This is a genomic window from Prevotella melaninogenica (genome assembly GCF_018128065.1).
Classification (GTDB): Bacteria; Bacteroidota; Bacteroidia; order Bacteroidales; family Bacteroidaceae; genus Prevotella.
Window position 1 is genome coordinate 141,363 of the sequence record NZ_CP072360.1, and the last position, 23,738, is coordinate 165,100.

Below are 23,738 nucleotides of genomic sequence, written 5' to 3' on the forward strand. Positions count from 1 at the left end.
AACAACTATAATACTGTAGAATAAATATATAATACAGCCAGAGATCATCAATAGAAGATATCTACGAACTTGTTTGTATTCCATTTTATTGACCACCATAATCTTTAGGTAATTGTGATTGTACTTTCTTTCCAACTTCTTTTTTTACCGTCTCTACCCCTGTTGTAAATGAGACCAAAGTCCCATATAATGCTCTCGCTTCTCTCATTGCTGATTTAGCATTTCTAATTAATTTCATGTTAGGAGTTCTACGTGACTGTAATTTTTCTAATTTATGTAAAGCAACACTATAGTTATGCCTAGCCTCTGCTGTTGCTTTTTTTAGATAGCTTGACGGGAGAATATGTCCAACTCCTTTGCTTATAAGAGTTTCTGCTATGATGGACTTCACAGACATTTCTTCTTTATTTATAACTCTCCCTATAACATTTTCGAGACCTTCCAATAAGAAGCCAATCCCCCTCTTTAGCTATAAACTTTGCTACAGGGTTTTTAATAATCTTCAAAATGCTTGAAATGCCATTATTGATGGCACCTTCCGCTGCACCTGTTGCAATACCCCATGTGATGCTCAAATAATCTCTCCCCTCTAATTCTTTATTTGCATTGATGAAAGAGTTTATAGAGACCTTATCCATCTTATCCATGATAATCGTTAAATATTGCGATAATCCACCAGCAACCCCTCCGATAATAACACCATCAATCCCTATTTTTCCATCTTTGTCATAGTATCTAATAGGATTATCAGAGCAATAGACATAACTAAGTAACGTTGGCTTTGTGAGGCTCATTGGATCCACCCCATACCAAATACTTGACATAGGATTCAAGTACCTTGCACCATAATAGTATAGACCAGTCTCTTCATCAAACTGTTTGCCATTGAACTTATACGGCAGGTCTTCACTGCTACTATGCTCATCAACCAACAGCTCTCCGTACGGCAGGTAAGCATCATACTGCGTGATATTGGCTTTGTCGTCCGTGATGTAAGACGTTGAACCAAGGTGGTCACTGTGATAGAAGAAGGTTTCCTCCTTCGTTGTGTCATTAGGAATATAACCATAACCAGCCTGTGGGTCGTCAGGGTTACTCGGGTCGTTCCAGCTTACAGGTGGACCGGGGTTGGTATTCGGTGTGGTGTTAGGGCGTGGAGTCTGAATCCAACCCTGTGGCACATCATGGTTGCCAAGTGTGTCAATGATAGAGTTATATCCTCGTTTTGTATTCTCCGGATCACCATACGCGCCCTTCATTGTAGGTACACCAGGGGCAATGCCCTGCTGCTTATAGTATGCTTCTTTCTGCTTCTGAATCTGATTCATGCGCTCAGCATAATCCTGCTGACCAGCGGTTACGTATGAGCCATTACGCCCGTAAACGTTGTTGAACAGACCTGTTCCTATCCTTGATGCGATTCGTTTGTCACCAATAAAGTAATGCTTTGTAAATCGATTCTTATTGACTGAGAGGATACTTGCTGGATAAAGTGTGAAGTTGTCCGTCTCGTGGAAGGTTATACCCTGTGGTGCACCATTGATATACACACCCTCCATCGTTCCGTAACTCTTCATGATGCGTTCACCAGCAGCATTATAAGTATATCGACTCGTTTTGCCATTGTCAGAGAGTACCATCAGGCGGTTATCTTCATCCCAGTACATCTCACGGGTAGTATTCGTAGAGTCGTTCGTTACCAGTGTAGGATTACCATTGGCATCATAGGTGTAATGGTCGTGACCAATCTGCGTTGGAGCCGTCGGGTGGTTACTGTCCTCATACTTATAAGCAAAGTTATAAGACTTAGCAGTTGTTGTTGAGTCCACCTTCTGTACCTTGGTCAGCGGTTCACTCATCCGTCCGAACGACATCACCATATCATACGATGCACGCTTAGCCTTACCACTTGCATGAATAAGGCGGTTCAGCTCATCATACTCATACGTATGCGAACTCCTTCCTCCCAGCTTCGCCTTGTTGAGTTTCGTCAGCGACGTTGGGTTGGCGGCATTCGTAATACCGAGGATATTGTCCACAGCATCATACTGGTACCTGTTTTCCATCACAGCCTGACCATCCGCTGTAAGGTTCATCACCTGCAGACGTTCACGCTGCTTATCGTAGGTATAGGTTGTCTCCGTGCCATTACCGAGCTTCGTATAGACTGTATGACCCTCCTTATCGTAACCTATCCTATCAACAATAACGCTCTGACGTCCCTGTTTATTGCTCGTCATGCTCTCCACCTGTCCTGCAGCATTGTAGTGATAAGTTACCACTTCACCGTCAGGATAAGTCATCGTCTGCACACGGTTCCAACTGTCATACGTAGCACCATAGACATAAGTCCTGATATCCGCCACGCTCGCCATGACTGTACGTACAGTCTTCGTCACCTCACCCTGACGACCATAGTAATATGCTTCACCGCCACTCGCATCCTCAACGAGGGCAAGACGACCGGCACGGTTATACTTATCGCCAGCCTTACCATAGGTATAAGTAACACGGTTGAAGAGGTTTTCAGGATAAAGCACCTCATGCAACCGTTCGAAGTCATAGGTGTAAGAGATGTAACCCTTGTCAGATATCGACTTCCTAAGCTCTGTCGTAAGTTTCGTCAGGAGGTTGCCTGCCGCATCATAGGTCAGATTCGTTTCACCCACATCAGGATGATTCACCATCAGTTTGCGACCAAGCAAGTCATAGGCATACTTCGTCTCCCTACCGTTAGGATGCTGAACCGTCATCACCTGTCCGACTGGGTCATAGCTGTACTATCTCATATCTTACTGACAAGAAGGAAATTCAAAATATTTGGTACCTTCTATTATTTCTGGGGGAGCTTGAGGTTTGAAAACCATTAATACCAAAGGTTTTTCCTTAATAACATCATCTAATAAAAATATATCATCATCTATTAAGCATGATAAGTTTGTCAAGAATTCACAAATCTTATTGTAAACATTCAAACTATCAACAAATCTTGAATCAATATCCATTTCTAACTGTTCTGTACTATTTAAGTACCACCTAAGAACAGGTTTTTCACATAAGAAAAGAGTGATTATCTCGTTACAAATATCATACTCTATATCTTCTTCAATACCTTTAAATCTCTCTTCCATAGAAACAAAAGACGTTTGACAGATATAGTTATAAATAGCTTTCAATGTACCTTTCTTAAGATGTAGAGCGATTATATCTCTGACATAATCATCATTTGTATAATATATATATTTTTTAATTTGATACCAGTTCATAACTACTATTTTGTTCGTTCTTTAAAATCTATAAAGCCATTAAATTTCCCTTCGCGACTTATATTACTAAACTAACGTTTCCCACCCTCAAAGATAAATAGAAAAAAACTGTTTATCGAATTTTCTTTGTAAATTAGTAATCGCTAAACAACTGATTTTAAGGACAAGACAACAAAGCTGTTATGAAGCAAAAATAAATAAAATAAGTGAGTTATCCAAACTTTTGAGTGTTAAAACTCGAATGAGTGATGATTTATGGTTCTTCCGTTAAATGCGAAGATTGTTAATAGAATGAGATTAATCCACATACATGGTATGATTACCCCCAATAAGATGGTTTTACAAAGGGGGATAAACTACATAATAAATGTAATTAGGTGCAATGTATATTTGTCTTCTACAAACAACTTACTCCCTTATTAGTTGAGGTTTGTAAACTATTTTTATGCAGTTCAAAACCAACACATGCTCTTTTGACTTCTAAAAGATGCCCAATTGACTTGCAATAGATGCCCTTTTGAGCTCTTACTAACGCCCTTTTGAAGTCCAATTAAGCACCTTTTTCTGTATAACCTCATAACTAATTGATTTTCTGTTAGTTATAAATTTACCTTTTACACGTATTTTTGCCATTATTTGTAGATGTTTTATCCGAAATTATGTAATGATTTTTCAGAACATTATCTGTATTTTGAAGTATTAAAATGAAAGGGTTTTCGGTCTTGGAGGGTAATAATAGAATAGACAGTTGACAGGTCTTGGCTATGTTTTTGTTTAATGAATTACTTCGGTTTTTCCGTTAAAGCTATACGAAAAGTATCTACGTATTTAACGGAAGAACCATCTTTTACCATATCCAAGAGCACCTACTATTTTTAATTTGTGAATCTTTATTACAACACTGCTAATATTCTTTTTTCTTTTGTAACAATAGATTACTGGCTTCTCTACATTATTAGAATAACACCATAAAAACAACTGCTTTTCAATTTTTCTGTCACTCCTGTCACAATTTTCTACGTTGCAACATATTGATAACAAGTGACCTACGTATAGTGTTAAAAGTGACAGCAACTAAATACAAAAACTAACTTAGCGTTTTAGAGTAACTATAAACAATATAAATCCAAAGACTGTGTCCGAAGAAATATGTATCTTTCCTCATGATTATAAGTGTTCTTTACATTGGAACAAAGAAAACCAAAAAGACTGAATCCCTCACTTAGGATTCAGCCTTGAATCATATCTAATAAAATGTTTAGCGGACAACGATTTTATTCTATCCTATTGTGGTTATACGTCCATTCCTATTGTGTAAAGGCTCTATAGGGATACTTAATACCTCACTAATATAATATCTGGGGTATGTGTATAATTATCTTTTCTTATTAACTTCAAAGTATCAGCACTATCTGTCATAGCAGAATACTCTTGTTCTGTAGATAATCCATAATCTGATAGCAGCGTAGCACCTATTTTTGTTTTTACAAATTTATATTGTACTTTAGATAATTTGTATATAGAAGTGAACAAAACGTCATTACTATCAACTAATAACTTGACATATTTATTATCATTTTTTTTATAGATTCTCCCTACATAAACATCTTTCTTTTTACTTATACATATCACTGTTCCTTTAGACGAATCATCAGCTTTAATAATACGCCAATACCCTTCTATCTTGAAATGGTCAATATATCTATTACCAATAGTCCGTTAAATATTATGCTGCATCAGCATTGAAACTAAATATATCATTTATCCTTTCTTTATTTAATGGCGTGTTCGGGTTCTTCTCGAACACGTCAATAATTCGTTGCGCATAGTAGGCATTGACCATCTGCGCTTTAAGTCGACCGATGGACGTGCCAAGTTCCTTGCACATGATTTTGGTCACATTGAGTGCTGTGAATGAAGAGTTGAAAGCAAATTCAAGTTTTCTCTTGTCGCGTGCCTGACAATCGGTAAGACCGAGGAATTGCTTTGCGTCGCGAAAGCAAAACTCCTCTTGGAAACGTGTGGTATAGTACTCCATCACATCGCGTCCACTCATGCTCTCATCCGTAGAGAAGTACAGACGGCGGACACCGTTGGGCAACTCGTGGATGACAAGCGACACGACCCTATGCAAGGATTTGCACCATGCCTTGAGCGCATAGGCTGTACCTTTGGTCTCTCCTAAATCAAGCTCATTGCCTTTGGATATGTCGATGTTCCTTACGTCAATCTTATCACCTTTGATACGAGGACGACCGGGCTTTCCTGTGGGTTCCCCATCCCATGTGTAGAACAAGGCAGCATCATGACGCAAGCGGCTCACAACATGGAATCCCATCTTCATTACCTTGTCGATAAAAGGTCTTTTGGAGAAGGCTGAGTCGGCGACAAGAACCTTGCAAATACGCTGTAAGGTTACCTTGTCGTCCTCCAATACTTTGGCATACCAGTCGTATAGGCTCATCTCTTTTTTCTCCTCGCCTTTTTCCAATGTGGTCTGCACCGCCTTGAGCATCATACACTCATGCAGGTCTACATCTATCACCCCGATACCGAGAATCTCAAGACCGTGCTTTACCGCACCTGCACAGCCCGACCAAAACGTACCCACGTATGGGGTATGCTTCCCAGCCTTCTTAATGAAGCTTGGATCAATAACGATGGCATTGCGACCCTTACCCTGCTTGAAGGCGAAAGCACTCAGCCACATATTCATTTCGAGCCAGTTCACGCTGCGCTCTGCCGTCTGCCGATAGCATTGCTCGCCACGCTTTCCATAGCGTCCCATCTGCGTGAAATTACATTTCCTTGGGATGACCATCAAAAGAAAAAGCATTTCCATGACGTTTGTTTGAATACTTTTGTTTAACTTTGCTCCATCTTCGGCACTAAATGCTGCTTTGCAGAGCCTCATATATCGGCTAATCAAGTTGGTTATCAGCATAAACTTTATTGTCTTTTTACATCTATAAAGTTACTGAAATTCAATGAGATAGCCGATTTTATTATGTTATATTTTGTTATATTCTGTTGCCTAATTATCTCTTTCTCAGAGACTTATCATGTTTCCTTTCTACCACAATTCCTGTTGCCTTTTGGGTAAAAGCTTCGCAAACTGCGAAAATTTAACGGACTATTGCATATAATCAAAGAACATCAAGCTGTCAATGGCTGCCCGCTGTTGTGTGGGTTGGTCCTCGTCTACGTTATGATAGTAGACACTGAACACACAATGGTTGAAAGGTATTTTCACTTCTCCTTCAAAGCGGAATATATTGTTCACGCTCGTTGTGTCGTTTATAGCCTGTTTCAGAATGTTGAATATGTTATCGTTGCGTTCCTCTGTAAGGATTTTGAGCGCCCAAAGGCGTGTGATACGTGAAGGACTTGTTTGGGCAATCTCAACCAACTGGTCGCTTGTTGCATTGTAGCGCAGTGAGTCAGCATAGTCAAATTGCATTAAACGATAACCGTTAGGAGAACCAACTTTCTCTTCCTCAGAATAGAAAGTCTCTTTGTTTAAGGCGTCAAGAGCGGTCGTTAAGGCTTTAAGTGACGCGTCAGTTTGCGGTCTTCCACTTCTAACGGTCTTCCTTTCTTGTAGATATCTGTCATACAGTGGCTGGAAAATCGGAGGGACAGGACCTGCTTTAGAATACTTTACAAGGTGTTCCCTTATTTGGTAAATATCACTATATCTGTCTTTTCCAGAGAGTACATTGTCGAGAAGTTGATAGCTCCAAGGTGCAGGATATTGCCAAAGAAGAGGGAAATAATCCTCTACGCTAAAGTAGTCAGGCTTACCGATAACGGCTTGATACACGCTTTTTGCGTATTCTTCAAAGTCAGGTTTGTCCCATTCTTTAAGGATTTTACGAGATTCGTATGTCAGTTTCTTGTTCTCCTCAAAGTCAGCTTGCAGCAACTTACTGATACGCGGTAGGTCGTTAGGATTCTTGTATTTGATGAGCAATGGCAGTATTTCTACCTGTCCGTTGTCAGCAGCTTCGACAGCAGTTGCATAGTATTTCTGTTTAGGGTTGAAGTGATTGAGAATTTCAGAATCAAATCCATACAGCTTCATATAATCGAAGAAAGCTAAACTGTCAATCGCCTCCTGCATTTCTTCTGTCTGACTATTCTCTTGATCAAAGTAGTAGAGGCAGAAAGCCTTGAGGTTATAAGGAAGCTTAGAGTAGAAACAATAACTCATTTGTTCAACCTCAGTTGTGTCGTTAATAGCCGCTTTCAGGACATCGAAGACTTGCTTGTTAGGTTTCTCCAACAAGATTCTTAACGCCCAAAGACGTGTGGTAGGATTAGAATTTGTCTTAGCGATCTCGGCTAACTGGTCGGGGGTAGCGTGACGGCGCAGCCAATCAGCATAGTTATATTGTTCAGAGCGATGATGCTCTGGACCGAGTACGTAGGTAGAGGCAAATATACCATGCTTATTTATGGAGTCGATAGCCATCTGAATGCTATCTGGCATCTCGTACACATCGGTCTTACCACTTCTGAAACTACTGCCAAGAAGTGTTATAGAGAGGAGTGTTGCGACAAGGCAAACAGGTTGTTTGAAGTTTTTAATCCTTTGAACTTTGAGGCTTGAACTTTGAACTTTGAACATTGAACTTTATGATTTGGGTTTATAGTTTTTACTTTTCTCTTATTGGTAATTTTTCATCATATATTTATCGTATAATGGTTTGAAGATAGGAGGGATGGGGTGCGTTTTATATCGCTCTGCAAGATAATCTTTAGCAATGTCACAGTTGCTGTAATCTCCTTTCTGAGTGAGCAGTTCTTTAAGTATTTGGTAGCTCCAAGGGGCAGGGTAGGCACAAAGAAGTGGGAGAATATCACCTGCATAATAGTCTTTTTGTTTGATAGTAGCTTGACAAGTAGCCTTAGCATACCACTCGAAGGCTGGGGCGTTCCAATTACTGATGGCTCCACATGCCTCATAGGAGCATATACCATCTTTCTTTAGATTGGCTTTCAACAACTTGTTGATACGCTGGCGGTCATTGGGATTCTTGTATTGAGCGAGGAGAGGGAGAATAGCAGCATTCCCTTTGTCGGCTTCTTCGATGACTGTGGCATAATAAATCTTGTGGGGTTTGAAGTCTATGGGCAGTCCATCTTCAAAGCCATTGTTCTTCATATAACCGAAGAAGATGAGGCTATCAAGTGAGAAACGCAGCTGATTGGAGAGCTTAAGTTTGTTGCCTTCGTGAAAATAGATAGAGATAGCGGTGCGGTTGTAAGGTTCTTCAAAGCCGCTACAACCAGACATCAACTCTACGTGTGTCGTATCTTTTAATGCCTGCCTCAATATGTCAAATACTTGTTTGTCAGCCTTCTTCAGTAGAATTCTGTATGCCCAGAGCCTTGTTATGCGCGAAGTATCGGTATTAGCAATCTCCGCTAACTGTTCTATCGTAGTGTGACGGCTGAGCTGATCGGCATAATCTAATTGCTCTGACCGCCTCCCCGCCATTCCGATACTCCTTGAAAGTGCCATATACTGACAGTGGTGGAAGGAATCGAGTGCCAGCATAGCACTATCAGATAACCTATCTGAAAACTTTGTGCAAGAGCCGTAGCTACTTCCTAAAACTATCAGTGTGAGGACTGTTGCGATAAGGTAAATACGTTGTTTAAGCACTAAGTTGTTCATTATGATATCTTTTTCTTGTTTTATTTCTTTAGTGTATAACCGAGTCGAGCGTTAAGTTGGTGGGCAAGTTGTTCTATCTTCTTCCTCTGTTCAGGTTCCATTGTGCCGTCGCGAAGCTGTTCGATGACACGGAGAGGGGCAATGGTGTCGCTGACCCATGGGTCTTCTACTATCCTTGTAGGGCAATAGAAAGCGATGATATTCAATGGTTCATAAACCTTGATAGAGTCGGGTTTGCTGTAACTATAGAATGCTATTCTCTTTTCTGTTACTCCGCTAACCTTGTAAACAGCTATCAGATTGTCGTCGAAGAAGTCGTATTCTCGCCTTACAAGGTAGTCACCGTCTTTGCAGAAGCAGGTCGGAGAGTAAAAGATATCGATCCCTATGGCTTGAAGGAAAATAGCAAATAGCCACAGACCAATACCTATCATTCCACTATAAAGGCGTATCACCAACTTCCTTTTGCTTTTCCGTGCTGCAGTCATCAGCGGAATGGGCGACAGGAGGGCAATCCATATCAGCCAATAAGTCAGTCCCCAACGTAGGTGGATGTCTTCGGGTAGTAGGGCATAAATTAGTCCGCAGAGGATAATCGAGCCAAGATGTAAGGCTGTAACCAGCGATAGTTCTTTATGTTGGACGAATGCCTTTATTCTTTCCCATTGCAATTTTTGCATATTGTCAATGTTGGGTTTGCTGCAAATTTACATTTTTTTTGTGTTATAAAGCAAGTTTCTGTTATATTTTTTGCTTTCGTTAAAAGAGTAAAAAGCAAAGGGAGTAAGATGAGAATATCTTTACAATCTGGCAAGTGTTTGAACTCCAAAACTCTAACCCAACTTGTGCAATTGTTTAGTCTGTCTTTTAAATAATGTTATAGGAATTCTTCATTTTAACAATTTAGGTCCAATATCTGATGAAAATCAGTCATATTCCTGCTAATAATTCTTAATCTGAAAAATAGTCCCAATTGTGTGGTACATCGGTACTTGCACGGGTCGTGAATTATAATTACATTTGTGCCCGATGTATATCAAGGTCCAAACAAGAATCAAAGCCGGTGCAGACGGACAAAAGCATTACTTCTCCTACCCCCGGCTCTACGAGTCCTACCGCGACAGTGACGGCAGGACCCGGCAGCAATACCTGCTGCCCCTGGATCTTGACGACCTTCCTTCCTGGAAGGACCGCGAGGTCATGTGCAAAGTTCTCAATGACATGGTGAAGAACGGTCCCAGACTTCCCTTGGATGACACCCTGGTAAACCAAAAGGCTAATATTGTCTATCATTAGCTGTTGGACAAGGGGTTGTTGGGTGATGTTCGCAGGGTTGAGTAGAATAACCGCCGCGAAGACGACATGGCCCTCAAGGAAGAGACTTTGAAAAATGTCAATCCTCGCCAAGTAGGTGCGGAATATGTATGCCAGGAGACACTCAAGCAGTTTGGACTAAAGAGCCTGCTGGTGTCCAATCATTGGACGAAGGAACAGATAGACCTGGCCATGATGCAGATAGCCGCCCGTGCCATCTATCCATGCTCTGAGAACAAGACTGTGAAATATCTCAGAGAGAACTCCGCTCTCTGTGAGTTCTTTGATATGGATCCAAAGAATATTACGAAAGACCGCCTATATAGGAATTCCCTCAGACTGTTCAGCCTTCACAAGGAGATAGAGGATTTTCTCTATAAGAAGGTGAGCAATATGTTCGGACTGGAGGATCATATTTTCCTTTATGATTTGACCAACACTTTTATGGAGTTCACGCGGCAGACGGAACTACGTAAGTTCGGACGCAGCAAAGAGAAAAGGTCCGATTGTCCGTTAGTCGTCTTGGGGGTTGTTGTTGATACAAACGGCTTCCCCATTAGGACACACATCTTCTCCGGAAACACCGCAGACTGCTCTTTCATGAAGACCATCATGGAAGAACTTGATCCAGGCATGACATCATCCAACGCAAAGAAAATAGTCGTGATGGATGCCGGTATCTCCATTTCTGATAATCTCCAGTGGCTACGTGACAACAACTATGATTATATCACTGTGCGTCGGGGCGGCAGTACTGATGATTACAAGCTGACAGGCAGTCATGTGGTAACAGTCGAGGATGTCCGCCATCATCCCATACATATCCAATTTGCAGAAATAGAGAGCGAGGAAGACACCATGCTTTTGGTTGACAGCCATGCGAAGTCCATGAAAGAAAAGAGTATGCACGACAAGGCGTCCCTCCGTTATGAGGAAGGTCTGAAAGCCATCAAGAAAGGTATACTGTCAAAGAGTGGAACTAAAAGGCGCGACAAAGTGAATGAGAGGCTCGGCAGACTGAAAGAACGCTGCGCATCCGTGCAGAGAGGATATAAGCTAACCTCCACCTACAATGAAAAGAATACCACTATAGACATGAGCTGGAGAAAGAAGGAGGATGTTGAGTTACTCCGCTCGGAGGCTGACGGGAAATACATTGTACAGACCTCTCTCAAAGGACAAACGGAAGAGAAGATTTGGTCTTACTATAATGTAATCAGACATATCGAGGCTGTGTTTGCCTGTCTTAAATCTGATCTGGACATCCGTCCTGTCTATCACCAGAACGATGAGTCGGTGATGGCTCACTTCCATCTGGTCATCCTTGCCTACTGGATAGTGAACACCGTACAATACAAGCTCAAGACGCAGAACGCCAACCACACCTGGAATGAGCTTCGAAGGATCATGTCGACACAGATTGTTGTGAGCACCCAAGCCAAGAGAATGGACGGTAATGAAGTGCAAGTGAGGCAATGCAGTGAACCGGAGGAAAACCTTGCTGAACTGTACAAGAGACTTGGTCTAACCTCACCTCCGCTAAAACGAAAACGAAAAATTTGTGTGGTACATTTTGAAGAATATCGAAAAAATGACACCTGAAAATCAGTAAGTTAGATACCTACAGTGCGCAAGTTGGGTTATAAATATTATTTGATATTTGCTTTTTTACTAATACCAACATAAACCCTTGCTTGCCTTTTTAAAAGGCAAGCAAGGGTTTATGTAAAGGACTAGTGTGCAAAAAAGTCAAAAATAGTATCAGAGAACCATCCTCCAAATTCTCCTCCATAGTAATCACCAGCAATTTCACCAGCAATTCCAAGAGGAACAGAACCTGCGCCTGATCCAGATAATCCACCAAGAGCCGCACCGCCTATTCTACCTCCCCAACTTCCAAGTTCTCGGCCAACGACATGGCATAAATATGGTTCTTCCGGAATTTGGAGTGATATCATTTAATATCTGATTATCAATAACTTTTGTGAGTTCTATTCTTCCAAATCCCTTTGTTTACTGAATATTAAAGAATATAAAGTGCTAAAATAAAGGCTACAAAATCTATACTTATCTTACATGGGCTATCCACACCACAAAAAGCTTATATTTAAGGGTTTACAATATTTTTTTATCAACAGGAAGCCTGAAAAGTATAATACCATCACTCCAATTCCAGAAGACCCATAAATATCTCCGACTATTTATACCAAAAGTGTTGCCATCTTCAATATAAGCAGCATTAAAGTAAGACATCAATTACATCAAATACTACAAAGTATAAACTACCAGCTACAATTCCCGCAAAACGCTAGTTTCTGTTGATTCTTGTTACGATCTTCCACAATAAGAATGCCTTTCACATTATAGAATTCACTATCACCTTTGCTTTGTGTATGGTTGATTTTCACTTTTAAAGTAAACCTTTTATTCTTGTACCAAAATACGTCTTTCCGATTGGATACAAGAGTAAACTCTTCTAGACGACGATTAATCACCATGTAGACCGTGGTTGCAAGGTCATTCACCATTATGTAGCTTTTATTTCGCATTTTGTTTGGATACTTATAAAAGACACAACATCCACCATCTATCTCTGATGGTATAGAGTCGAAGGTTCCTATTTTAATGCTGACATTCGATTTTACCTCTGCAAAAGATGTGAGAGAATATAGTATTGAAAAACAAGTAATTATAGATAACTTTAAAGTATTCATTTCTATCTGTTTTATAATTTCACTTTGGCATAGATATATGCACATGATCGTAATGCCCACCTCTAATTTCTCGAACCCATGGAGCAGGAATTACTTTTCCTTTTACTACCTTATTTATAACCTGAACTCGGGATAAGAATAATACTCAAAAAAGTTGGTAATCTCGTTATATTTTTGTAACTTTATAGTTGAATATCAATAACTTACAATTTATATAGCGATGATTACCAAAGACAAAATTACCGAAATCTTTTGTATTGCAGATGACTTTTGCAAAGAATTTGAGTCAGAAATTGATAAAATAGGGTTTCCCAATGATTCCAAGTGTAAGCATTGCCGCTGTAAATGGCGTATGAGCAAGTCAGAAATTATAACCATAATGATCTGTTTTCATTTTAATTCTTATCGTAACTTTCAACATTATTATATGTTCTTTGTAAAGGAGCATCTTGCAGATATGTTTCCTCATCAGTTATCCTATAATCGTTTTTTGGAGCTTGAAGCTAGAGTATCGGTAGAAATGATGATGTTCTTGCAAATATGTTGTTTTGGCAGATGTACTGGTATTAGCTTTATTGACTCTACCTGTATCCCAGTCTGCCATAATAAACGTATTTACCGCAATAGGGTTTTTAAGGATTATGCTACCAGAGGCAAAAGCACAATGGGTTGGTATTTTGGATTTAAACTGCACCTTATATGTAATGAACGGGGGGAAATTCTCAACTTTATGCTTACCAAAGCCAATGTAGACGATAGAGATGAAGATGTCTTTAATAGACTGACTGACAATGTGTTCGGAAAGTTATTTGCCGATAAAGGATACATCTCTAAGGGACTATTTGAAAAATTATTCAATGATGGGATTAACTTGGTAACAGGTATAAGAAGTAATATGAAAAACAAGTTAATCCCATTATATGATAGACTGCTTTTAAGAAAAAGATCTGTAATTGAAACCATCAATGACGAACTGAAGAATGTAGCTCAATTGGTCCACTCTAGACATAGAAGTGTCCTTAATTTTGCTATGAATGTATTATCAGCAATAGCTGCATATAGCTTCTTTGAAAAGAAACCTGAAATCAATTTAGATTTCTGCATAGAACAACACAGCGGTCAACTTTCTTTGTTCTAAAGAAACAGTTTGCATTTTGAGAAAAAGAATTAGCCTCAATCTAAGACGATAGAGGCTAAATGGGTTATAGGATAAATAAATCAGAGTAATAGAAAGAAACTTATCCCGAGTTCAGGTTAATTTATAATAAATGGACTGTAATTTTCCAGATACCCAGGAGTATTCCGGATTAACCCAAGTTTAACTGGCAAAAATATTTTTCATAAATATTCGGGATGTTTTGTGTAGTATCAATTTTATAAATGATTGATAATCAAGCATAGGGTATTGTAACGAGGTGTAAAATCTGATTTGTAGGACACCGTCATATCAAAATTATTTTGTTACTTTGCACTCATGCACGCAAATGTACAGACACGATTCAACCCTGCAACAGGCGACATGGCTCCTTATTATCGCATCAAGGAGTCATATCGTGACGTGCAGGGTCATGTACATTCGCTAATTTTGTTGAACATCGGTTTTGAACCTTCACTTACTGCCGTACAGGTTCGAAAAATTGCATACGCACTTACCGAACGCTTCAAAAACAGAAGTACACCCTCGCTTTTCAAGGAACATCTTGACGGACTTACTCCTATTGAACAGGCAAAGGCTGACGAATGGTGGAGCCGTATGGAGAAAGAAGGTGGAATCGATAGGTTTAACAAGGAAGAGCAGAAGTCGCTGAGAAAATATGAGAACTACGTTGACCTTGAGACGGCAAAATATACTGACGCAAGGAATGTCGGTGCTGAGTGGCTCTGCAAGCAGACGATAGACAAGCTGCAATTAGAGGGTTTCCTGCGCAGAAATGGCTGGACGGAGAATACGATACACACGGCTTTGTCAGCATTGATAGTTCGCACAGTATATGCAGTTTCTGAACGTTCGTCTTATTATTATTTGCGCGATAACTCAGCTGCTGGTGAACTTTATAGTGGAGTTCCTGGCTGGACACCAGGAATCAATTCTCTGTATAAAGTCACTGACAAATTATATGAACTAAAGGAACAGTTAGAGCGTCATCTGTGCAACGTTACTGACGACCTCTTTAAGATAGACAACAAGTTGATGCTCTTCGACTTAACCAACTTCTATTTCGAGGGCAGCAAGCGTAACAGCAACAAGGCCAAGTTCGGCCGGTCAAAAGAAAAACGCTCTGACTGTAAGCTACTTGTACTTGCACTATGTATCAATAAAGAAGGTTTTATACGTTATTCTTCTATCTTGGAGGGTAATACAGCAGACCCCAAGTCTCTGCCCGATATGATTGACACGCTGGCAAAGAGGAAGCCATCACGGACAAAGGATACGCTCGTTGTCATGGATGCAGGTGTTGCCACGGAAGAGAACTTGGAGCTGATTAAAAGAAAAGGTTACAATTATCTCTGCGTATCTCGTACGAAAATGAAGGACTATACGCTCAGTGATGATAATAGGAGTGTTACGGTAATGGATGCCCGTCGGCAGAAGATAACGCTGAAAGAGGTTAAGACAGAGGATGACAAGGATTATTATCTCGAAATAACATCTCCTTCGAAAGCTATGACAGAGTCGTCCATGAACAGGGTCTGGAGAGAGCGTTTTGAGATGGAACTGCAGAGAATAAACGATGGAATCTCCAAGAAAGGTGGAACGAAAACCTATGAAAAGGTTGTTGAACGTACAGAACGTGCCATACAGAAGTACCCATCTATAGCGAAGTTCTATCAGATAAGCTACATAAAAGATGAGAAGAAACCCAAGCAGATGCTGCGCATAGACTGGGAGATAAAAGACCTCTCCGCAATGGAATCTGGTCACGGAGTATACTTCCTCCGCAGCAATGTCAGGACACTTGATGAGCGTGTGACATGGGAATACTACAATCTCATTCGTGAGATAGAATGCACGAACAGGCAACTAAAGAATGATCTCAACCTCCGTCCTATCTATCATCAGAAAGATGAGAGAAGCGACGCACACCTCTTCTTCGGTTTATTAGCCTATTGGGTGGTAAACACCATCCGTTGTCAATTAAAACGAGAAGGAGAATCCTGTTACTGGACCGAGATTGTACGACGTATGAGCACCCAGAAGCTCGTCACAACAAAAGGGAAGAATCCATTAGGAGAGAACATCGAGATGCGCCAATGTAGTAGTCCTTCGAAGCAAGCAAAACAGATATACGATAAGTTGAACTTAAAACACTCACCATACAAAAAGAATAAAATTTGTAGGACACAGAACCCATAAGAAAAACGAGGAAAGTACGGTCACTGCAAGAAATAGGCGAAAGTGGGGGTTAAACTTGGGTTAATGCCCATTGTCCATCAACGGAGAAATACCATGATGGTTTACCACAGGAATATTCATTACCCAAATAGTTAGCCTTGACAAAAGGCTTGGTAAACGAACCTGTTATGTCTCCTTGAATTGGTCCTAAAGAGTAATGATAGATAGCTGTTGCAACAATAGTGGATGATTTATCAAAATTTATAGGTATCCATTTAATATTCTTATTATCAATTGAGACATCTGCCCATACTGGTAATTGAATAATTTTATTCTTGTTTTTATTATAAACTACGGACACATGGAAATTACTATGCTGATAACTTACCTTCAGATTTGTAGTAATACAGGGTCTCAACTGTGGGTTACCCACCGAATACGAGATTGCGTCATAGTAGTAGAGACCAGGATTCAAGTCACTAAAAGATGGTCGTGCAATAGTCTGTCCTATAGACAATCCAATTGAAGAGTTTTTCGTTAAATTCTTTTTCATTACAAGATTTGGGAAGAAATGCCACTCCGTAGAATCTGTAAACATCCCTGAAGTATTCGTTTCTAACTTCCGAGAGTTAGTTTCCATTCGCAATCCTCCTTGTAGATAAAACCCCTTGAATCGTTTAGAAAGCGAAAAATATGCCCCAATTAGAGATTCATTTGTCTTGTAGTCTTCTGCATCTATGTTGTATAAATACGCTCCAGTACTACTCATGGTTGATCCAAAGACTCCCATTGATAGGTCTGCCCACTTTCTTTGAGTACGATATGAAAGGCGAGCCCCAGTAATATGATATCGACCTTCACTATTTGTATTCACCACAGGATTAATGTCTGCCAACCCAGTATCATGCGAATGTTGGAAAGTATAATCTGCTACGAAAGATAGATTGCGTGTGGTATCGATTTTATTATTGTAATTTACGCTTGTACTATGCATATAGTTATTTCCATCTTTCCACTAGGAGAATGCCATCTCACTGCCATTCATTGTCTGCAGTGTTGGTTCATGTTCATTAGTACGGCTCACATTACCAGTATACTGAAAACCCATAGACTGGCGTTTATTTATGTCCCAATCCATTGAATAAAAGCAGTTTAAGATATTTCCTTTACTATGTGTACGTCTCTCTTTTGCGCTCTCGATGGTCTGTTGAGGGAGATACACTGTTTCTGTTGTATTGTCAATCTGTGTAGATTTGATATAAGAGTATCCCACAGTTAAGAGATTACTAACTTTCTTGTACCTCTCATTAATTGTAAGGTCCACCATATCCATGTAATGTCGAGCAAAAACAGAGGCATTAGATAGTTCACTGGAAAGAGTATTACTTAATAAAGTTTTAGTCGTAATGTAGACTACTCCCTTATTGCTTGCACTATATTCTGCACTTGGACTGGAATCTACGATAATCCTCTTTATCTCTGAAGATGGTATGGCTGCAAGCTCTTGTACAGTCGTAACCTTACCATTGAGTACAAATGTTGGTGAACCCCCTTCTAATAGTTGGAAGTTGGAAGTAAGACCAGGAATTCTTTTAAGTATGTCGGTTACCTTCCCCAAATGTTGCAGATAAGAGTTTGAGATATCTACAGTAACCTTATCTAAGTTCATCTTTATTGTGGGGCGTTTCGCTTTCACGGTCACACCACTCAACTCTGTGCTAATTTCTTTCATTTTAATAATACCAATATCATTTTCTGTACAAGTCTTATAAAAGTTTTGATATCCAATGAAAGAGAATCTTAGTAGATTACTATGATTATGGGGTTCTATATTAAAAACACCATCTTTATCTGTTACCACACCCTTTATCAGAGTAGAATCACCCTCAGACAATAACGCAACACTCACTAATGGCATTGGAACATTATGCTCGTCAACAACCTTACCCTTTATTAGTTGAGCATGTAACTGTACACATACCAATAAGTAAATGATAATTAATGAAATATTTTTTTTCATAACATTTGTTTTTTTACAGTATACTCTTCCAAGAAGTTTATCATACCTTCATCAGCATTATCACTCAACATCTTCCTAATGGAAAATTGCTAAACAAAAACTAATCGAAGTCTAAAATTAAAGACATTAGATTATTATATCAAAAAAACACCTATCTTCCTATAAAACAAATAGGATAATATGTATAATGTCCAAAGTGTTTGTTTTCATAATAGATTTATTAAAATTAAACTGTTCTTATTCATGATATAACATTAGGCACATTAATAAGTGACTATCTGTTTTTACAAAGCTATTGTTTTATTTTTATTATAGAAAATTTTTAGGAAATTTTTAAACCGATTTAACAAACCTCCTTGAAAAAGTAACTATTCAGCGATAACCAATATATACAGTGCATATCAATTTTTCAAACCTTAAAATAAGGCTTGAATCGCATTATATGGAGTTTTGTCGTGCTTCTTAGCTGTTTCTACAATCGAATGAAGTTCAAGAAAAGCGTCTGCTCCGAAGTCAGAACGAAATGTACACGAGTTCTTTAGTTTGATTTTTAGCTTGCGTATTCCCCGTTCGCTCCCATTATTATCCGATGGTATCATCGGATTTTCAAGGAAATTGAAAATGTAATCTCTGCATTTGACTATGCCTTTTTTGAACGTAATGAACTTTTTACCAAGCCCCTCTATATTCTGTTTGAGCAGATTGTCTAAACGTCGGGTCCATGACACCTTGTCTATAACGTCGTTTGGATTGGTATTTCGCTCGTGAATGGCTTCACGGAACAGATTGGTTACTTTCCCAGACCACTCTTGCTCAGTGTTCAACTCTGAGAGATATTGCAGTTCGCGGAGTAAGTGAGCAAGGCATACCTGATGATTGAGAAAATGGAGTGCAAAGTATGCGCTATGGCGGTCGGTAACGGCAGTCATTCGTTCCAAGCTATCGCCAAATTTGTCTGCTAATACCTTCGATCCTCTTCCATCAGCACGGAAAAGCAATGTGTAATAAACAGTCTGTGCAATCCATGCCCAGTCGAGTCTTTTGTTACAGTACAAGCCGCTCTCATCGAAACCAACAACTGCTGCTGACTTGATATATTCTTTAATCTTATCAATCACAGGTTGCGCATTTCTCTTTGCCTCATTTACCCAGTTCACCAGCGAGCCTTCGCTTGGAGTGAGACCAAATACCTCACGCAAAAAACTTGCTATGCGACCGTAAGGAAGAAATTGCACGACACTCAGATAAACCACCAGAGTCTTTACGCTTGAATCATATACCACGTTGTTTGACCGCCGTCTCGGTACCGTCCGAATACGTTCACCACAGTTCTTGCATATCATCACATAGTGTCGGATTTCCTTGATTACGGGCTTCAACTCAGGAATGGAAATAACTTGCGTCACATAATCAAGCACACGTTCTGCATCTGATAAAGATTCTCCGCAACGAGTGCAATAGTTGGGTACCTCATCGATTATCTCGTCAGGTATGGAAGAGCAAGACAACTTATGCCCATCATGTCCCTTTTGTCCTCCCGGCTTCTTACCACTTGGCTTACGGAGGCTTCGCGTTCTTCTGATAACCTCATCCTTTATACGCTCCTTGCTTGGCGGAGTACTGCTGTTATTAGAGTTCTTGTCAGGGTTTTCATACTTGGACAAGCGTTCCCGTAAGTTTGTAAGTTCCGTATCTTTCTTGCGGATTTGGAGGTTCAGAGCATTTATGTTACGGTTCAATTTGACATTCTCGGCATACTGCTGATTGACAGTTTCACGCAACAATCGCATCTCTTCCGTCATATCTTGTAATACTTTTGATATGTCCGTAACTTGCTCTTTCATAGGCGTAAAGGTACAAAGAAAATCTGAAATACGCAAGAAAAAATGAGCATCTTTATAGCCTTTATACGAAGATTTTAGAGGAGAGAATACAGACTGGACAATACCGCTGAATAGTTACTTGAAAAAGTAACTATTCAGCGGTATTAACCTGTTTGTGTTTTTTCCTCTAAAATCTTCGTATAAAGACTATAAAGATGCTCATTTTTTCTTGCGTATTTCAGCTTTTCTTTGTACCTTTACGCCTATGAAAGAGCAAGTTACGGACATATCAAAAGTATTACACGACATGACGGAAGAGATGCGATTGTTGCGTGAAACTGTCAATCAGCAGTATGTCGAAATTATCAAATTGAATCGTAACATAAATGCTCTGAACCTCCAAATCCGCAAGAAAGATACGGAACTTACAAACTTACGGGAACGCTTGGCCAAGTATGAAAACCCTGACAAGAACTCTAATAACAGTAGCACTCCACCAAGCAAGGAGCGTATGAAGGATGAGGTTGTCAGAAGAACAAGAAGTCTGCGTAAGCCAAGTGGTAAGAAGCCGGGAGGACAAAAGGGACATGATGGGCATAAGTTGTCTTGTTCTTCCGTACCTGACGAGATAATCGATGAGGTACCCAACTATTGTACTCGTTGCGGAGAATCTTTATCAGACGCAGAGCGTGTACTTGATTATGTGACGCAGGTTATTTCTATTCCAGAGTTGAAGCCTGTAATCAAGGAAATCCGACACTATGTGATGGTATGCAAGAACTGTGGCGAACGTATTCGGACGGTACCGAGACGGCGGTCAAACAACGTGGTATATGCTTCAAGCGTAAAGACTCTGGTAGTTTATCTGAGTGTCGTGCAGTTACTTCTAAACGTTGGAGTGATAAGTATTCCGAAAGGGAGAGAGAAATATTTGTAAATCCAAAAAGAAAAGTTTTGTTTCTGTTTGCTATCATTTTTAACATTTCACGTATCTTACTATATTACAACAAGTTAAGTATATACTAAAACTGACAGAAGTGACAGGAAAATTAGTTTATGGTTTACTCGGTAAAACGAAGTATCAAACGAGGAAACAGGTACGAAATATTAAGACAAAATAGACCCCCTCTTCTAATTTCTTACCATCTTGAAAAGAAATTAGAAGAGGTTTCCAATACTATTCAAATATTATCATTCATTTTTAAAAACGGCTTCTCTTTCGATCTCAAGAACACGTGTTATATCAAAATAAATCTCAGGAGACGAATAAACATCATTGGTTTTACCCAACACAAGACGGTCACATTTATCTATAAGCATCTGAGAATTTACTTCAAGAAGACCAAGGAAAAAGTAAAGAAAGTTGTACTCATCCCCAACTGTTGTAACAGAGAAAGGGTGTTCCTTACTACCATCACCAGTCATGAAGATTGTATCGAGAATGCGTGATAAACGAACGGAATAGACCTTAAGACTATCGCTCAACATCCATGATTTATCGGGTTCAGTGGTTGAAAGTTTTCTAAAGTGATAAATCTTAGACACAATAGCATTCGTATTAAGCGGATTGCTGGCAAGAACCTTATCTGCAAGCGTAGCAGCAACATCAAACTTACCTTCGTTCCTGGCTGTCGACATATCAAGTTCCATAAACATATCTCGACCATTATTTAGGTAAGTCCGTCCATAAACAGCCAAGATTTTGTCTTCAGCAGTCAATGTGGTATCAGCGTCAACATTGATAAGAATATCAACTAACTGCTGAACATGCTGTGGATTAACATTCACTTCTGCCTTTATCTTATCCCAATTGACAGACATAAATGTCTTATCCGTCTGTGCTGATACTGCTAACGGTAGCAGTAACAACATGAAAGCAAACAACTTTCTCATAGTCTTTTTGAATTTGTTTTTTATATATTTGTTAAGTCTTTGGATGTTATTGTATTTCTTCTTTATATAGTTGCCTTAGCATCTCGAGTAATCTTAGGGTCATAGTTTTCTTAGTTTTCCTTATCTTTATAAGGCTGAGAGCGCTCTCATCTCTCAGCCCAGTCGCTCCTATCCAAGTTTCTATACCCTATTGCCTCAGCGATATGCTGTACTTGTACAACCTCAGCCTCTTCCAAGTCGGCTATCGAACGCGCTACTTTTAGGATTCTGTTATAGGCACGAGCAGACAGCTTCAAACGCTCCATGGCATCACGAAGCAACTTGATAGAAGCTTCATCAGGCTCAGCAAACTCATGAATCATACGCTCAGTCATCTGTGCGTTGCAATGAATATTACGATAACTACTGAAGCGGTCGGTCTGAATAGCACGTGCACGGATAACCCGTTCACGAATGGCAGCACTTGCTTCGCCTGGTGTTGCCTGTGATATATCCTTGAAAGGGAGAGGAGCTATCTCACACTGAATGTCTATTCTGTCCATTAACGGACCAGAAATCTTAGCAAGATACTTCTGAATCTGCCCTGGTGTACAAACACAATGATGCGTAGGATCAGCAAAATAGCCACAGGGACAAGGATTCATACTTGCCACAAACATAAAGCTACAAGGATAAGTAACAGTATATTTTGCACGTGAAATCGTTATGCGACGGTCTTCCAAAGGCTGACGAAGCACTTCTAAGGTATGTTTGTTAAATTCTGGTAACTCATCACAAAAGAGCACCCCATTATGTGCAAGCGTTATTTCACCTGGCATCGGATTCGCTCCACCACCGACGAGTGCAACCTCAGAGATAGTATGGTGAGGACTACGGAAAGGACGTTGCGTAATCAATCCGGTGTCACGATGCAACTTTCCGGCTATGGAATGAATCTGTGTTGTTTCCAAACTCTCCGAAAGAGATAAAGGGGGAAGAATGGAGGGAAGGCGTTTTGCCATCATACTCTTACCACTTCCAGGCGGTCCAACCATGATAAGATTATGTCCACCAGCCGCAGCTACCTCTAATGCTCGCTTTACATTCTCTTGTCCACGCACATCAGCAAAGTCGAGATCGAAAGCATATTGATGCTCATAAAACTCTTTACGAGTATCGACAAAGCATGGTTCTGGGGTCGATGTACCATTAAGAAAGTCAATAACTTGCAGGATATTATCCATTCCATAAACCTCTAACGTGTCTACGACTGCCGCTTCATGTTCATTCGCTTTCGGTACAATAATACCTTTGAACTTCTCTGCACGTGCCTTTATGGCTATGGGTAGCACACCCTTAACAGGCTGCAACGTACCATCGAGGCTCAGTTCCCCAACAAGCATAAACTCACGTAAATGGTCACAACTCATCTTCTCATTGGCAGCCAAGATAGCAATTGCCAATGGGAGATCGAAACTGGAACCTTCCTTCTTGAGGTCGGCAGGAGCAAGATTTGCGGTGATATCGGCTACAGGAAACTTATAGCCATTGTTAAGAAGCGCTGCAGCAATACGGTCATGGCTTTCCTTTACCGCTCCATCAGCAAGACCGGTAAGATGGAACAAGACGCCCCGAGTGATACTAACTTCAACTGTTACGGTGGTGACTTCCATTCCGTTGACAGCTGCACAGAATGTTTTTACAAGCACAAT

General features: G+C 40.0%; 17 protein-coding genes and 1 pseudogene. 4 read left to right on the plus strand and 14 right to left on the minus strand.

Translation table 11 applies throughout. The features are described 5' to 3' along the window. Positions 1-85 precede the first annotated feature (85 nt). The 8 genes and pseudogenes from J5A56_RS06535 to J5A56_RS06570 form a co-directional block, all read right to left on the minus strand. A complete protein-coding gene (locus J5A56_RS06535; RefSeq protein WP_196801649.1) occupies positions 86-391 on the minus strand; it encodes a hypothetical protein in 306 nt (101 codons plus the stop codon). A 322-nt stretch (positions 392-713) separates the two neighbouring features. Further along, a pseudogene (locus tag J5A56_RS06540) lies at positions 714-2,687 on the minus strand (RHS repeat-associated core domain-containing protein); the annotation flags it as partial. A 105-nt stretch (positions 2,688-2,792) separates the two neighbouring features. Continuing rightward, positions 2,793-3,266 carry a hypothetical protein gene (locus tag J5A56_RS06545; protein ID WP_021671744.1) on the minus strand — a complete coding sequence of 158 codons (474 nt, stop codon included), beginning with the start codon at positions 3,264-3,266 and terminating at the stop codon, positions 2,793-2,795. Between the two features lie 1,335 nt (positions 3,267-4,601). Continuing rightward, positions 4,602-4,898: a hypothetical protein gene (locus J5A56_RS06550; RefSeq protein WP_021671747.1), complete on the minus strand. Its 297-nt coding sequence runs from the start codon at positions 4,896-4,898 to the stop codon at positions 4,602-4,604. A gap of 94 nt (positions 4,899-4,992) precedes the next feature. Further along, positions 4,993-6,210 carry a transposase gene (locus tag J5A56_RS06555; protein WP_211815574.1) on the minus strand — a complete coding sequence of 406 codons (1,218 nt, stop codon included), beginning with the start codon at positions 6,208-6,210 and terminating at the stop codon, positions 4,993-4,995. Between the two features lie 189 nt (positions 6,211-6,399). Beyond that, entirely contained in the window at positions 6,400-7,896 is a 1,497-nt protein-coding gene (locus J5A56_RS06560) for a hypothetical protein (RefSeq protein ID WP_021671105.1), read from the minus strand. A 39-nt stretch (positions 7,897-7,935) separates the two neighbouring features. Beyond that, positions 7,936-8,949, minus strand: coding sequence for a HEAT repeat domain-containing protein (locus tag J5A56_RS06565; RefSeq protein WP_021671104.1), 1,014 nt, complete (start codon positions 8,947-8,949; stop codon positions 7,936-7,938). Positions 8,950-8,969: 20 nt separating this feature from the next. Beyond that, complete coding sequence (locus tag J5A56_RS06570) at positions 8,970-9,629, minus strand: hypothetical protein (RefSeq protein ID WP_021671103.1); 660 nt, start codon at positions 9,627-9,629, stop codon at positions 8,970-8,972. A gap of 682 nt (positions 9,630-10,311) precedes the next feature. Between J5A56_RS06570 and J5A56_RS06575 the strand changes: the two genes are divergently transcribed. Then, positions 10,312-11,865, plus strand: coding sequence for an IS1634 family transposase (locus J5A56_RS06575; RefSeq protein WP_021671101.1), 1,554 nt, complete (start codon positions 10,312-10,314; stop codon positions 11,863-11,865). Between the two features lie 131 nt (positions 11,866-11,996). Here J5A56_RS06575 and J5A56_RS06580 read toward each other — a convergent pair whose 3' ends face one another. Beyond that, a complete protein-coding gene (locus tag J5A56_RS06580; protein WP_021671100.1) occupies positions 11,997-12,221 on the minus strand; it encodes a hypothetical protein in 225 nt (74 codons plus the stop codon). A gap of 976 nt (positions 12,222-13,197) precedes the next feature. Here J5A56_RS06580 and J5A56_RS06585 point away from each other — a divergent pair. Further along, positions 13,198-14,115, plus strand: coding sequence for an IS982 family transposase (locus tag J5A56_RS06585; RefSeq protein ID WP_211815575.1), 918 nt, complete (start codon positions 13,198-13,200; stop codon positions 14,113-14,115). A 336-nt stretch (positions 14,116-14,451) separates the two neighbouring features. After that, the gene (locus J5A56_RS06590; RefSeq protein WP_211815576.1) at positions 14,452-16,332 is read left to right on the plus strand and encodes an IS1634 family transposase; all 1,881 of its coding nucleotides are present in this window, start codon (positions 14,452-14,454) and stop codon (positions 16,330-16,332) included. A gap of 49 nt (positions 16,333-16,381) precedes the next feature. Here the strand turns inward: J5A56_RS06590 and J5A56_RS13475 are convergent, their stop codons facing one another. The 3 genes from J5A56_RS13475 to tnpC form a co-directional block, all read right to left on the minus strand. Then, entirely contained in the window at positions 16,382-17,305 is a 924-nt protein-coding gene (locus tag J5A56_RS13475; RefSeq protein ID WP_021672163.1) for an outer membrane beta-barrel protein, read from the minus strand. A gap of 21 nt (positions 17,306-17,326) precedes the next feature. After that, on the minus strand, positions 17,327-18,331 hold the full coding sequence (locus tag J5A56_RS13480; RefSeq protein ID WP_021672162.1) for a carboxypeptidase-like regulatory domain-containing protein: 1,005 nt from the start codon (positions 18,329-18,331) through the stop codon (positions 17,327-17,329). Between the two features lie 416 nt (positions 18,332-18,747). Then, the gene (gene tnpC / locus J5A56_RS06600; RefSeq protein WP_211815560.1) at positions 18,748-20,175 is read right to left on the minus strand and encodes an IS66 family transposase; all 1,428 of its coding nucleotides are present in this window, start codon (positions 20,173-20,175) and stop codon (positions 18,748-18,750) included. 244 nt (positions 20,176-20,419) lie between these two features. On the opposite strand from tnpC, the gene J5A56_RS06605 reads away from it, so the two are divergent. Continuing rightward, on the plus strand, positions 20,420-21,091 hold the full coding sequence (locus J5A56_RS06605; RefSeq protein ID WP_249112141.1) for a DUF6444 domain-containing protein: 672 nt from the start codon (positions 20,420-20,422) through the stop codon (positions 21,089-21,091). Positions 21,092-21,345: 254 nt separating this feature from the next. Here J5A56_RS06605 and J5A56_RS06610 read toward each other — a convergent pair whose 3' ends face one another. Beyond that, entirely contained in the window at positions 21,346-22,047 is a 702-nt protein-coding gene (locus tag J5A56_RS06610) for a DUF4919 domain-containing protein (RefSeq protein ID WP_021670426.1), read from the minus strand. A 146-nt stretch (positions 22,048-22,193) separates the two neighbouring features. Further along, positions 22,194-23,735 carry a YifB family Mg chelatase-like AAA ATPase gene (locus tag J5A56_RS06615; RefSeq protein ID WP_021670425.1) on the minus strand — a complete coding sequence of 514 codons (1,542 nt, stop codon included), beginning with the start codon at positions 23,733-23,735 and terminating at the stop codon, positions 22,194-22,196. Positions 23,736-23,738 lie beyond the last annotated feature (3 nt).

Coding starts and splice junctions, on each gene's coding strand:
- J5A56_RS06545 (WP_021671744.1), bottom strand. CDS start 3,266: ATGAACTGGTATCAAATTAAAAAATATATATATTATACAAATGATGAT.
- J5A56_RS06555 (WP_211815574.1), bottom strand. CDS start 6,210: ATGCTGATAACCAACTTGATTAGCCGATATATGAGGCTCTGCAAAGCA.
- J5A56_RS06560 (WP_021671105.1), bottom strand. CDS start 7,896: ATGTTCAAAGTTCAAAGTTCAAGCCTCAAAGTTCAAAGGATTAAAAAC.
- J5A56_RS06565 (WP_021671104.1), bottom strand. CDS start 8,949: ATGAACAACTTAGTGCTTAAACAACGTATTTACCTTATCGCAACAGTC.
- J5A56_RS06570 (WP_021671103.1), bottom strand. CDS start 9,629: ATGCAAAAATTGCAATGGGAAAGAATAAAGGCATTCGTCCAACATAAA.
- J5A56_RS06575 (WP_021671101.1), top strand. CDS start 10,312: ATGGCCCTCAAGGAAGAGACTTTGAAAAATGTCAATCCTCGCCAAGTA.
- J5A56_RS06580 (WP_021671100.1), bottom strand. CDS start 12,221: ATGATATCACTCCAAATTCCGGAAGAACCATATTTATGCCATGTCGTT.
- J5A56_RS06585 (WP_211815575.1), top strand. CDS start 13,198: ATGATTACCAAAGACAAAATTACCGAAATCTTTTGTATTGCAGATGAC.
- J5A56_RS06590 (WP_211815576.1), top strand. CDS start 14,452: ATGCACGCAAATGTACAGACACGATTCAACCCTGCAACAGGCGACATG.
- J5A56_RS13475 (WP_021672163.1), bottom strand. CDS start 17,305: ATGCATAGTACAAGCGTAAATTACAATAATAAAATCGATACCACACGC.
- J5A56_RS13480 (WP_021672162.1), bottom strand. CDS start 18,331: ATGAAAAAAAATATTTCATTAATTATCATTTACTTATTGGTATGTGTA.
- tnpC (WP_211815560.1), bottom strand. CDS start 20,175: ATGAAAGAGCAAGTTACGGACATATCAAAAGTATTACAAGATATGACG.
- J5A56_RS06605 (WP_249112141.1), top strand. CDS start 20,420: ATGAAAGAGCAAGTTACGGACATATCAAAAGTATTACACGACATGACG.
- J5A56_RS06610 (WP_021670426.1), bottom strand. CDS start 22,047: ATGAGAAAGTTGTTTGCTTTCATGTTGTTACTGCTACCGTTAGCAGTA.